At 44.5% G+C, this 13,139-nt stretch carries 10 protein-coding genes; all 10 read left to right on the top strand.

Annotated elements, in window-relative coordinates; genetic code table 11:
* The first annotated feature begins 112 nt into the window (after positions 1 to 112).
* The 10 genes from dpsA (at position 113) to yfmF (ending at position 13,137) form a co-directional block, all read left to right on the top strand.
* Positions 113 to 1,009, top strand: a complete 897-nt coding sequence (gene dpsA / locus MHI27_RS18985; protein WP_405174475.1) for a dipicolinate synthase subunit DpsA — start codon at positions 113 to 115, stop codon at positions 1,007 to 1,009.
* A gap of 1 nt (position 1,010) precedes the next feature.
* Positions 1,011 to 1,607 (top strand): dipicolinate synthase subunit B, encoded by a 597-nt coding sequence (locus tag MHI27_RS18980; protein ID WP_042189406.1) that lies wholly within the window; start codon positions 1,011 to 1,013, stop codon positions 1,605 to 1,607.
* Between the two features lie 355 nt (positions 1,608 to 1,962).
* Entirely contained in the window at positions 1,963 to 3,186 is a 1,224-nt protein-coding gene (gene dapG, locus MHI27_RS18975; protein ID WP_042189405.1) for an aspartate kinase, read from the top strand.
* Positions 3,187 to 3,199: 13 nt separating this feature from the next.
* A complete protein-coding gene (gene dapA / locus MHI27_RS18970; RefSeq protein ID WP_405174474.1) occupies positions 3,200 to 4,075 on the top strand; it encodes a 4-hydroxy-tetrahydrodipicolinate synthase in 876 nt (291 codons plus the stop codon).
* 510 nt (positions 4,076 to 4,585) lie between these two features.
* Positions 4,586 to 6,265 carry a ribonuclease J gene (locus tag MHI27_RS18965; protein WP_042189403.1) on the top strand — a complete coding sequence of 560 codons (1,680 nt, stop codon included), beginning with the start codon at positions 4,586 to 4,588 and terminating at the stop codon, positions 6,263 to 6,265.
* 215 nt (positions 6,266 to 6,480) lie between these two features.
* Positions 6,481 to 7,260: a ClpP family protease gene (locus MHI27_RS18960; protein ID WP_179085812.1), complete on the top strand. Its 780-nt coding sequence runs from the start codon at positions 6,481 to 6,483 to the stop codon at positions 7,258 to 7,260.
* A complete protein-coding gene (locus MHI27_RS18955; protein ID WP_042128829.1) occupies positions 7,257 to 7,469 on the top strand; it encodes a YlzJ-like family protein in 213 nt (70 codons plus the stop codon). Before MHI27_RS18960 ends, MHI27_RS18955 begins: the two co-directional genes overlap by 4 nt.
* Positions 7,470 to 7,547: 78 nt before the next feature.
* Positions 7,548 to 10,205 (top strand): DNA translocase FtsK 4TM domain-containing protein, encoded by a 2,658-nt coding sequence (locus MHI27_RS18950; protein ID WP_405174473.1) that lies wholly within the window; start codon positions 7,548 to 7,550, stop codon positions 10,203 to 10,205.
* 651 nt (positions 10,206 to 10,856) lie between these two features.
* Positions 10,857 to 11,723, top strand: coding sequence for a spore cortex-lytic enzyme (gene sleB / locus MHI27_RS18945; protein ID WP_339242088.1), 867 nt, complete (start codon positions 10,857 to 10,859; stop codon positions 11,721 to 11,723).
* 136 nt (positions 11,724 to 11,859) lie between these two features.
* Positions 11,860 to 13,137, top strand: coding sequence for an EF-P 5-aminopentanol modification-associated protein YfmF (gene yfmF / locus MHI27_RS18940; protein WP_405174472.1), 1,278 nt, complete (start codon positions 11,860 to 11,862; stop codon positions 13,135 to 13,137).
* Positions 13,138 to 13,139: the final 2 nt, after the last annotated feature.

Below are 13,139 nucleotides of genomic sequence, written 5' to 3'. Positions count from 1 at the left end.
AGTTTCACATTTAAGCCTGCATGGTAATTCTTCTCCGCTTTTCACCCATTAAGAATGCCCAGCATAAGATGCTCTATAGTCGATAGTGTATGTTGAAAGGAGCGTCATCCCTATGCTTACTGGCGTCAGGATCGTGTTCCTGGGCGGGGACGCGAGACAGCTTGAAGTGATTCGGAAATGTGTGGAATTGGATGCGACGGTAAGCGCTGCCGGGTTCGATAAATGGGAAGCCCCTTGCCCAGGGGTGAGCCTGGAACAGATGACGGTAGAGCTGCTTAGTAATGCAGATGTATTAGTGTTGCCTACGGTTGGTTGTGATGATGAAGGGAATATTAGTGCTTTATTTTCTTCTGAACGCTTGATGCTCTTGGAAGAACATTTTGCTGCTCTGCCACCCCATTGTTTGGTGTATAGCGGTATGGCTAAAAGCTACTTACGCGGCATGTGCGCCAAGCATTCGTTAAAGTTAATTGAATTGCTTAATCGTGATGATGTAGCCATCTACAACTCCATCCCAACAGCGGAAGGGGCACTGGTTATGGCCATACAGAACACGGATTTTACCATTCACAGTTCCAAATCGATGGTACTGGGCTTGGGCAGAACGGGTTTTACAATGGCAAGAAGTCTGCAAGGATTGGGTGCTAGTGTCAAAGCCGGTGTTAGAAAACAGGAACATTATGCACGTGCTGAGGAAATGGGCTGGAAGCCGTTTATGACCAGTGAACTGTTGCTTCATGTGTCGGATGTTGATCTGATATTTAATACGATTCCAAGTATGATCATCACCGCACAAGTACTCTCACGTATCTCACCGCATTGCTTAATTGTCGACTTGGCTTCCGCTCCAGGTGGATGTGACTTTCGTTATGCTGAGAAAAGAGGAATTAAAGCGATGCTGGCACCTGGACTCCCTGGCATTGTAGCTCCTAAAAGCGCTGGGATTATTATGGCAAATGCGCTGGTTCAGTCGATATCGGACGAGGCTTTAATCAAGGGGGACGAATAAAATGGATTGGCACGGAAAAACAGTAGGGTATGCGATTACCGGATCTCACTGCACATTTGCGGAGGTAATGCCGCAAATTCAACGCTTCGTAGATGGAGGAGCAAACGTAGTGCCCATAGTTTCAGCATCCGTACTAGGCACCGACACCCGCTTTGGAACATCGCAAAATTGGCTAAAACAGTTGAAAGATATAACAGGTAATGATATCATTTCTACAATTGTTGAAGCGGAACCGCTGGGTCCTTCCAAGCTGCTGGATGTGCTGACGATAGCACCTTGCACTGGAAATACAACGAGTAAATTGGCAAATGCTATGACCGATAGTCCAGTGCTCATGGCTGCAAAATCGCAGATGCGCAATGGACGTCCACTTGTTCTCGCGATATCTACCAATGATGGCTTAGGTCTTAATGCCGCAAATATTGCAAAGCTTCTAGTGGCTAAACATATTTATTTTGTGCCATTCGGACAGGATAACCCTGAGGGCAAACCTAATTCGTTAGTAGCGCGTATGGATCTTATCCCAGAAGCTTGCTATGCCGCTTTGCAAGGTAAACAACTACAGCCGATGATTATTGAAAAGTTTCATTCCGTCTAGAATAGTGCGGAATCGGTGGAGCTAGTTGCGGACAATAAAAGGGGAGATGCACTAAATGAGCAATGAGAAGTTATATGCCGCCTTGGTCGGAGTTACTTCTTAATCAATAGATGCGGTCGTTAACGCTCAAAGCCAAGATCTGCTAAACCCATTGCTGAGATCATTGCCACCAAAAAATATAAGCTTTACTGCTACCGTCCTCATTTCGAGGGCGGTACAACCATTTTTCAAAATAAAAGAAAATTACTTAAGAAATAAGCTTACGTACTGTAAAGGAATTTCTCATTAGAGACGAAATGAGTTCTATTTACGAACGATTAGTGTGTTTGCTTTGACAATAATGGAGGAATTATACATGGGTATTCTGGTACAAAAATTCGGAGGAACATCACTTTCAACACCACAAGCTAGAGAGCACGTCATTCGTAATGTCAAAAGGGAGCTCGCTAGTGGCTATAGTTTGGTCATTGTCGTTTCGGCAATGGGCAGACGCGGAGAACCTTATGCAACAGATACTCTGCTGGATTGGGCTGTTCAGAATGGAGATTCACTCCCAGAGCGTGAGAAGGATCTCTTGATGTGCTGTGGTGAGATTATCTCTGCTACTACACTTTGTGGCCTGCTGGAGAATGAAGGGATTGCTTCTACGGTACTAACGGGAGCTCAGGCTGGTTTTATGACAGATAGCAACTATGGCAATGCAAGAATTCTAGATGTACGTCCTGAACGTATTCTTCGCGAACTGCGTGAAGATAAAGTAGTTATAGTGACCGGGTTCCAAGGACAGACTGAAGCTGGTGATTTGACGACTTTGGGCCGTGGAGGAAGTGACACCTCTGCGACTGCACTGGGTGCTGCCCTTCATGCAGATATGGTTGATATCTATACAGATGTTAACGGGATTCTTACAGCAGATCCGCGGATCGTTGAAGATGCAAAACCGCTAACGTATGTTAGTTATACAGAAATTTGTAATATGGCTCATCAAGGAGCAAAAGTGATCCATCCACGTGCGGTTGAGATTGCTATGCAGGCACAAATTCCAGTACGCGTTCGTTCAACATTTTCTGAGAATGAAGGTACGCTGGTTACGAATCCTGAAGGATTCAACGACATCCAGTCTGGTGGCATTGTAGATCGCTTCGTAACAGGGATTGCTTATGTCAGCAACGTCACACAGATTTCTGTGGAGTGTCCTGATGGAAATGGTACGGGCGTTCAACTGCAAATTTTTAAAAGTATGGCCGACAACGGAATAAGCGTTGATTTTATTAATGTAACACCTACTGAAGCTCTTTATACTGTGTTCGATGACAAATCAGAAAAGGCGATCTCAGTTCTTCAGCAATTGGGCTTGCGTCCTAAGAGTTTATCAGGTTGTGCAAAAGTTTCCGTTATCGGGGGCGGAATTAATGGTGTACCTGGTATTATGGCGCGTATCGTTGAGGCACTTAGCTCACAAAATATTCAGATTCTCCAATCCGCAGATTCGAATACAACGATTTGGGTGCTGGTGAAGAAAGAGGATATGGTGCAGTCCCTGCGTTCGCTGCACGCTATGTTTGAATTGCACCGCTAAGGAGGAATTCAAAGTGGATTTCGGAAGATTAATAACAGCCATTGTAACCCCCTTTGACGGGGATGGAGAAATCAACTGGGATGTAACTTCACAGCTTGTCGATTATTTAATTGAGGAACAGAAATCAGAGGCATTGGTTGTCTGTGGTACAACTGGGGAATCCCCAACGTTAAGTGATGAGGAGAAACTGCAGTTGTTTTCTTTTGTATTAGAGAAGGCGAATGGTCGCTGTAAAATTATTGCTGGAACAGGCAGTAATAACACGAAGCACTCTATTCACCTCACGAAGGAAGCGGAGAAAATAGGTGTGGATGGCGTACTTTTGGTCGTTCCTTATTACAATAAACCTAATCAGGAAGGGCTCTATCAGCATTTTTCTGCGATTGCTATGGAGACTTCATTGCCAGTCATGCTGTATAATGTTCCCGGTCGCACGGGTGTAAGTATGAGCGTGGACACAACCCTTCGACTTGCTGAAATATCGAATATTGTTGCGACAAAAGAATGTGCATCTGTCGATCAAGTAACACTTATCGCTTCTGCGTGTTCCGATGACTTCCGTGTATATACTGGTGATGACTCTGCGGGCTTAGCTAGTCTAGCCGTAGGAGGATACGGAATTATCAGTGTAGCTAGTCATGTGGTTGGTGCACAGATGTCGGAAATGATCTATGCATACAACTCAGGAAATGTTCAGCGAGCGGGAGAGATCCATCGGCAATTGTTCCCTATTTTCAAGGGGTTGTTCGAATGTCCACAACCTTTACCGAATCCTTCAGCGGTCAAATATGCTTTAAGTCTGAAAGGTCTGCCTGTTGGAGGCGTCAGATTGCCGCTTATTTCACCTACTGAAGCTGAGGCGGCCTTTATCGAGGCACTATTTCACTAAGTGCTGAACAATGATATTCTAGTCTTTAAACCGGCTTCTCCTGTGGAGAGCCGGTTTTTATATTTATTATATTTTGCTAAAATAATGGGTCACATTTAAGGAAAGAATTTGGATACGAGATAGGGTGACTTGTCTTTTGCCAAAAAAATCATGTATAATGATCTTAAGTGACTGGGTGCGGTTAAAATTAAATATGCGGTAATCTTCCGTCAATGGTATACATTGTGAGACAGGATAGGTCCCAAGATGAGTCTGTGTAAATGATTGAAATGTCTTCGCGCGAGGGGCGCGACGGTGAATTTTGACGGCATTTGTCCGCTTCAATATGAACTTTACTGCCCGAAATCGGGAGCTTTCGCATTGCGCATTTTACAGATATCAGGAATATCCTTGTTAATTAAGGAAGCTATCAGCTGTTTGAAGAATGTGTTCAGCGCCGCTGAAATAATCGAAGTTCAATATTTACCAATAAAAGTATGACGTCCAACATCATAGGAGGGTTAGATTCATTTGTCCAAAAAAAACAACAACGATAAATTGATGATTTTCGCATTGGGCGGAGTCGGAGAAATCGGGAAAAACATGTATGTCATTCAATATGGAGCTGACATTGTAGTCGTGGATTCGGGACTTAAGTTCCCGGAAGAAGATATGCTCGGTATTGATATTGTAATTCCTGATATCTCTTATTTGACAGAGAACCGTGACAAGGTAAGAGGGATTGTACTTACCCACGGACACGAGGATCACATCGGTGGTCTCCCATATGTCCTGAAGAATTTGAATGTTCCGGTTTACGGAACAAGACTTACATTAGGCCTTGTAGAAAACAAATTGAAGGAAGCAAACTTACTGGGTGACACCAAACGAATTCTGATCAATGAAGATTCAGAAATTCAACTGGGAAGCTCGCTCAAAGTTACTTTCTTCAGAACCAATCACAGTATTCCTGATTCCGTCGGTGTATGCATAGAAACACCGGAAGGTAACGTAGTTCATACGGGAGATTTCAAATTTGACCACACTCCAGTCAACGGTCAATTTGCAAATCTGCATCGGATGGCTGAAATTGGTCAGAAGGGCGTGCTTGCTCTTTTGTCGGATAGTACAAATGCTGAGAAACCAGGCTTTACCCCATCTGAGAAAAATGTTGGTATCGTTCTGGAAGACATTTTCCGCAAAGCTGAACAACGTGTCGTTGTAGCAACTTTTGCTTCCAATGTGCACCGCATTCAACAAGTGGTTAATGCAGCAGAATCCACAGGTCGTAAGATTACAGTAATTGGCCGTAGTATGGTAAACGTTGTATCCATCGCTTCTGAGCTTGGATATCTGAACGTACCTGACGGTATGCTGATCGAGCCTGAAGAAATGAACAGAATGGCAGCGAACCGTGTCGTTGTTCTTTGCACAGGATCCCAAGGCGAGCCAATGTCCGCATTGACCCGTATGGCACGTTCCAGTCATCGTAAAGTAGATATCTTGCCAGGTGATACTGTTATTATTGCAGCAACACCGGTACCAGGTAACGAGAAATATGTAGGTCGTACCATTGATGAATTGTTCCGTCTTGGCGCTAACGTAATTTATAGCGGTTCCAATTCTGGCGTTCACGTATCCGGTCACGGTAGCCAGGAAGAGCTTAAGCTTATGCTCAACCTGATGAAACCAAAATATTTCATTCCAATTCACGGTGAATACCGTATGCAACGCAAACATGCGCTTTTGGCAGAATCTGTTGGCGTAGAGTCTCAGAACATTTTCATCACTGAAATCGGTGAGATTGTGGAAATTCAAGGCGGTGCCGCTCGTAAAGCTGGTAAAGTAACGGCTGGTAACGTATTGATTGACGGTCTGGGTGTAGGTGATGTAGGTAATATTGTATTGCGTGACCGTAAGTTGCTGTCTCAAGATGGTATTTTGGTTGTCGTGGTTACACTAAGCAAACAGAATGGTGCAATTGTCTCCGGACCTGACATCATTTCTCGTGGTTTCGTTTATGTTCGTGAGTCCGAAGGACTGCTTGACGAAGCGAACCGAATTGTTTCCAGTACACTGCAGCGCCTGATGAGTGAGAAAGTAAATGAGTGGGCATCGCTTAAAACAAGCGTAAAAGATTCACTCGGTCGTTTCTTATACGAGCAAACGCGTCGTAGACCGATGATTTTGCCAATTATCATGGAAGTGTAAGGAGAATTCTCCTTAAATAAATATATAGCTTGGGCATTGGCCCCTTTTCCCCGGAAATATTGGACGGTTTCTACGGGAAAAGGGGTTTTTGTATTGTTTATATTCACATCATGAGGAGAGGTTTGCATAATGCGGGGCCCTGAAATGTCATACTAATGAAAGTTAGTAAGGCTATAGCAGACCAGAGCTGCATAAGAAAAGGGAGAGCTGCGAAAATGAACTACATGAATGGATCAAATGGAGCAAAGAATGAGGAAGTTATACCACAAGAGGGAAATCCAAGTACAAATGAAAATATTCCGCCCACTACAATGGGTGCACTTAAAGAGCTTGGACAAACAGCGGTTCCTACCGGTGAACCGGATATCTTTTGCATAACGATCATCGGTCAGATTGAAGGCCATATTGTAATGCCTCCTCAGAACAAAACGACAAAATACGAACATATCATTCCCCAGCTGGTGGCAGCTGAACAAAATAAGAATATTAAAGGTCTGCTTATTATTTTAAATACTGTTGGTGGAGATGTAGAAGCTGGTCTAGCGATTGCCGAAATGATTTCTTCGCTCTCTAAACCAACGGTAACAGTAGTCATTGGAGGGGGCCATAGTATTGGCGTTCCGATCGCTGTATCCTCTACGTATTCAATTATTGCGGAAAGTGCAACAATGACGATACATCCGATTCGTATGAATGGCTTAGTAATTGGAGTGCCACAGACGTTTGAATACATGGAAAAAATGCAGGAGCGTGTAGTGAAATTCGTTACTTCTCATTCTCGGATTTCTGAAGAACAGTTCCGTGACCTCATGTTTAAGACAGGTGAGCTCAATCGTGATATTGGAACAGCCGTTGGGGGGTTGGACGCTGTTAAATATGGTCTCATGGATGAGGTGGGCGGGATCGGAGCTGCCTTAGCGCATCTTAACCGCATGATTGGTGGAGATTTCTCTGCAGCGCCTACAGCAGCGATTTCGGGAGGGCTTACGCAATGACACTCTATACGATAATGTCGATGGAACAGGTGTGGGAGGGGGCATTTAATAATTACGCTACAACGCGAGAAGTAAGCGTTCAGGGGATGCTCATGCAGGTTGAGCCGATGGAGGAAGGACGCGCGCGCATAGTAAGATTGCTGGATTGTCCTTTGGAGCGATATTTAGATCCGTCGTTCTCTCCTGGAGCGATAATTACGTTAACATAAAGATTCATTTTTTGACAAAAGAGAACATAGGTACGCCACGCCATTATATGGTATAATGTTGTTCCGGGGGTGGCTGGCGTGGCTAAACGAAAAAAGAAAAAGAAAAAAGCGCTGCTCGGCAGCGTTTTAAAATATGAAATTTACGGAATTTTACTAATAACGATATCCGTTATTGCTCTGTCTGGTGAAGCGGCGGTAGGGCGGTCACTTTCAAGTATGGCGGGTTATTTATTAGGGAGATTTTATTTTGTGTTGCCGCTTATTGGTATTTTTTATGGGCTTATGGTTATGATCCATCGAAGATGGCCTTCTTCTTGGAACAGTCGACATACAGGCGTGCTTCTGCTTCTGCTATCCATGTGCCTAATGAGCACTATTTCTGCAATGGAGCAGAAGCTTGGCCCGTTGTCCTTGCTCCATCCTGGCAACGTGATGACACAAATACATAATGATCTTTCGGGATCTCTTTCGCCCGGTGTTAACAATAGTAATGTCTATATGCTGGGTAAGGATATAAGTGGTGGATATATCGGCGGATTGGAGTATGCTGCACTGCTGTGGCTCTTTGGTAGTCTGGGAGCTAAGCTGCTCATGATCGTTATGCTTGCCATCAGCTTTATGTTAATTACAAATCTCTCCTATGTAGAGATTATTACTCTTTTGCGAGTTCGTACGGTTAAGTTTGTGGAAGGGATTCGTCTCCATGCGGCAAACCGTCCGAAGGCAGTCCCAGTAGCGGCTAGACCTTCCAAAGCAGCCGCACCCGCAAAGACTCGGCCAGTGAAGCAGCCTGTCTATGACGAAGATGACGAAGAGGAAGAAGACGATCGATATTTACCTAATCGTAAGCAACCTGTTCTATTGAAAAAAATATCCGGTTGGTTCACAGGCTCCACCCGTTCAGAGGCGGAAGCCGATTCTGATGATGATCATGGTCCAATTGTAACAAGTGCTTCGCACGGTCCGATCATTTCTGGGCTTTCAGTAGATAGTCGTGTGACTCCACTTGAGGATATCCAACATGATTTTGATGATGCAGATATGGATATGGAACCTGTGACTCCAATTATTCGCGACTTCTTTGAGCATATCCGCTCAGAAGGGCTGAATGAGGAAGATCGGGAAGAATGGAGTGAATTCTCTCCTGCAGCTCGAGGTGTTACCGTCAAAGCTCCTGTCGCAGGGGCTAATCCAGTTAGTCAACAGCCTTCAGATGAGCCTGAGGAGAATGTGACTATAGACTTGGATGGATTGCTAAGCGCCACTCCTGATGGACAGATCATTCCTGCTCCACCGGCACCACCTCCACCAAAACCATATAAGCTACCATCTTTCCGACTTCTAGCCAAACCTAACAACAGCGGTAAAGCAGGAGATCAGAATGATTATATGCAGACCGCCCGTAAGCTAGAAGCTACCCTAGAGAGTTTCGGTGTAAGAGCAAAGGTTCTCGAAGTAGTTAGAGGTCCAGCGGTTACACGGTATGAGATTCAGCCGGATATCGGTGTCAAAGTTAGCCGTATTGTTAATCTGACGGATGACATTGCGCTTGCTCTTGCAGCCAAAGATATACGTATGGAGGCGCCAATTCCGGGTAAATCAGCCATTGGGATAGAGGTACCAAATTCCGAAGTGTCTATTGTGACCATGCGTGAAGTTATGGAGACACAGATCTTTCAGGAAGCTGAATCCAGATTATCGATTGCTTTTGGACGTGATATTTCGGGTCAGACGATTATCGGTAATTTAGCGAAGATGCCCCATTTATTGGTGGCTGGTGCAACGGGATCTGGTAAATCGGTTTGTATTAACGGGATTATTACGAGTATTTTATACAAAGCTAAACCCGATGAAGTCAAATTCCTGATGGTGGACCCGAAGATGGTAGAGCTGAATGTCTATAATGGGATTCCGCATCTTCTGGCTCCAGTCGTTACTGATCCGAAGCGGGCGAGCTTAGCTTTAAAGAAGATCGTTGTGGAAATGGAGAAAAGGTATGAACTCTTCTCCAAATCAGGAACACGCAACATGGAAGGCTATAATAAGCTGATGGCAGAGAACCCAGCTGCTATACTTCCGTATATCGTTGTTATTGTGGACGAGCTTGCGGATTTGATGATGGTTGCCGCTAACGATGTAGAGGATGCTATCTGTCGGCTTGCACAGATGGCGCGTGCAGCTGGTATACATTTAATTATCGCCACTCAGCGTCCTTCCGTGGATGTCATTACAGGTTTGATTAAGGCGAATATTCCATCTCGTATCGCTTTCGGCGTATCTTCCAATGTAGACTCACGTACCATTCTGGATATGCCAGGTGCGGAGAAGCTGTTAGGTCGAGGAGACATGCTGTTCTTACCGATGGGGGCTTCTAAACCGATTCGTGTGCAGGGTGCCTTTATGAGCGATCAAGAGGTTGAGACGATCGTTCAATATGTCAGCAGTCAAGGTGAAGCAGAATATGACGAGTCCATTGTTCCAGAGGTTGATGACACAATCGCTGAAGACCAGGAGCCACAGGATGAGTTATATGAGCAGGCCGTAACGATCGTGCTTGAAGCGAAGCAAGCTTCAGTCTCGCTACTACAGCGCCGGATGAGGGTTGGTTACACCCGTGCAGCCCGTTTGATTGACTCTATGGAGGCTCGTGGGGTAATAGGGCCTTACGAGGGCAGCAAGCCGCGTGAGGTGCTTGTATCACTTGAGCAGTATCAGCATAACAAGATCAGTTCTTAAGCTGAACAAGTCAGTTTAAACCTTAAATAGACAGTAAAAAGGGGCCGTCCCCAAGTAGTTTGTACTACTTGGGGGCGGCCTCTTACTCATGCTGAATAAGTGTAAATGACACTTCAAATAATGGCTTTAGTGAAGCTACGAATGAGGCTCCGAGTGAAGCTTCATTAAAATAATTAGGGAATTTCTCCCTGAAATTCTGAGATTATTGGTTCTCAAACTTATAATTAGGGAAAAGCTCCCTATAATTTATTAATTTTGGTAAGAAATAAAGGAATTGGCCTGATTTTTAGGGAGGAATTCCCTAATTCCATTCATTATCAGAGAATATCCACTATTTTCAGGGAGTTTTTCCCTAAAAGTGCGAACCTGTTACTTGGACTATTATGAATTCATATCACTAAAATGTTGAAAAGTATGACGTATATCTATGATTTCAATTAATGCGTGGCTCCACAGTAAAATGTGGTCCTTTAAATTCATGATTCATTTCAACTTCATGGTTTTCTTATTTCGAATATAGTTGATAATTATTCTCAATTATAATGAAAAGCTATTTCTTCTTTTTTAGTAATGCATAGGATGCGCTGACAGTCGTCATAATAACTTTAGCCATCCATGCAGAACTTACAAAAGAAAGGTAGAGCGAACCCTATGAAGAAACAAAAGATGTGGATATTTGCTGCTTTAACTCTTGCACTTGCTGCCGCGCCGTTTGCAGGAACGTTTTTCAAGGGGAATGGCATTGTTCAGACCAAGCAAAGTGCTGCTGCGTCATTTGTCCACGAGTTAAATAATCCTGACGAAGAAGTCTTGCCGGCTTTCAGTACAACACCCATTAAACTTGGGTCTACGGGTCAGGATGTCTATGAATTGCAGGGGCGATTAAAGCATTTAGGTTATTATGCCGGAAAAATAGACAGTCATTTTGGGCCAAAAACGAAGAATGCAGTAACTTGGTTTCAATGGAAATTCGGAATGAAGTCTGATGGCATTGTGGGTGCCAAAACTAAGCTGAAGCTGTATAACGCCACGAAGAACTGGAAGCCTACTGAGCCTTCTACGGGCACGGGAAATAAGACAGCACAGAATAACACTGGTAATAAAACAAATACGTCCAATAAAACGAATTCTCCAGGATTGTCTTCAGGTAATTCGATGGGCTTATCGGAAAATGATCTCAAGATCATGGCTAATGCCGTGTATGGAGAAGCCAGAGGTGAGCCTTTCGAAGGTCAGGTTGCTGTTGCTGCGGTCATTTTAAACCGAGTGAAATCACCTAGTTTCCCGAATACGCCGTCTGGCGTTATTTTTCAACCGGGAGCATTTACAGCTGTGGCCGATGGTCAGATCTATCTGGAGCCCAATGAGCAAGCACGTAAAGCAGTGCAGCAAGCACTCAATGGTTGGGACCCTTCAGGTGGATGTTTGTATTACTTCAATCCTAAAACAGCGACCTCTAAATGGATTTGGACCCGTCCTCAGGTGAAGACGATTGGCCAGCATATTTTCTGTATGTAAAAAGAAGGATAGAGAATTCAGAGAGCAACCGGGAAGAGGCTTCCGGTTGCTTCCTTACTTTGGAATGGTTTAGAATGGTTAATAATTCATAAACATGATGTAGAGCAACTATCCACGCCGTAAAGGAGTTTTGGACTTGACTAATAATGTATTTCAGCATGGCACCGTAGGAGGCTTGCGCATTCACGTTATGCCAACCAAGGCGTTCAAGACCTACGCGATCTCACTTTATGCGGGGATCCCTCTTGATGAGAATACAGTAACCTCTACTGCACTAGCTCCATTCGTGCTTCGCAGAGGTACCGCGACTTATCCGGAGACCACACAATTCCGCGAGCGTTTGGAGGAACTGTATGGCGCTGGATTCGGGTTTGATATTTATAAAAGAGGCGATTATCAAATCGTTCAGTTCCGCATGGATACTATTAATGACTCTTTTGTGCAAAGCAAGGAGAGCTTACTTGAACAATCCTTCGCTTTCTTAGGTGAAGTACTGACTCGTCCATTAGTTGAAGACGGCAGCTTCCGACCTTCGTATGTTGCAACGGAGCGTGAAACCGTTCGCAAGAAGCTGGAGTCCATCGTAAATGACAAGATACGTTACGCTGCTGAGCGCTGTATTGAGGAAATGTGCCGTAACGAGCCATATCGTCTTCACCCTCTGGGGCAAAGAGCGGATCTGGATCAAATCACTCCGAAAAGTTTGTATGAATCGTATAATTCCTGGCTGGATGATGCCATCCTTGATCTCTATGTAGTGGGTGACACTACAGCTGAGGAAGTAGAAAAGCTTGTACAGCGTCATTTCGGTCGGGTTCAGTCCGAGGTGGGCTTATATAGCTCTAAGTTCGTACCTGTATCAGTTAATGAGGTGCGGACTGTAGAAGAGAAGCTGGATGTCAGTCAGGGCAAGTTGAACCTGGGTCTACGCACCTCTATTACTTATAAGGATGATAATTACGCGTCCGCACTTATGTACAACGGAATATTAGGAGGGTATCCCCACTCTAAACTCTTCGTTAACGTACGTGAGAAGGCAAGCCTTGCATATTATGCTTCGTCTCGTTATGACGGCCACAAGGGCATTGGAACGATTCAATCAGGCATCGAAACGCAAAATTACGGCAAAGCCGTGGACATTATAGAGAAACAATTGGAAGAGATGAAAGCTGGCAATATCAGTGATCTGGAACTGAGTCAGACCAAAGCTATGATCCGCAATCAGCTTTCCGAGATTCCGGATTCTGCTTTTGAAATGATCTCTTACGACTTCAACCGCCAGTTGTCAGGAAAAGAACGGACAGCTGATCAGCTATTGGAGCAGGTGGAACAAATCGGTGCTGAAGATGTAAAAGCTGCCGCCGAAACCTTTCAGCTGGATACGATATATTTCTTGACAGGAAAGGAGGAATAACG

The sequence above is a fragment of the Paenibacillus sp. FSL H8-0261 genome (assembly GCF_045040645.1).
Classification (GTDB): Bacteria; Bacillota; Bacilli; order Paenibacillales; family Paenibacillaceae; genus Paenibacillus_AQ.
The sequence above is the reverse complement of the archived record's forward strand: the minus strand, read 5'-3'. Positions and strand labels throughout refer to the sequence as shown.

Excerpts from the sequence above, each read along its gene's own strand:
- MHI27_RS18960 (WP_179085812.1), top strand. The coding sequence starts at position 6,481 with ATGAACTACATGAATGGATCAAATGGAGCAAAGAATGAGGAAGTTATA.
- dpsA (WP_405174475.1), top strand. The coding sequence starts at position 113 with ATGCTTACTGGCGTCAGGATCGTGTTCCTGGGCGGGGACGCGAGACAG.
- dapG (WP_042189405.1), top strand. The coding sequence starts at position 1,963 with ATGGGTATTCTGGTACAAAAATTCGGAGGAACATCACTTTCAACACCA.
- MHI27_RS18955 (WP_042128829.1), top strand. The coding sequence starts at position 7,257 with ATGACACTCTATACGATAATGTCGATGGAACAGGTGTGGGAGGGGGCA.
- MHI27_RS18980 (WP_042189406.1), top strand. The coding sequence starts at position 1,011 with ATGGATTGGCACGGAAAAACAGTAGGGTATGCGATTACCGGATCTCAC.
- sleB (WP_339242088.1), top strand. The coding sequence starts at position 10,857 with ATGAAGAAACAAAAGATGTGGATATTTGCTGCTTTAACTCTTGCACTT.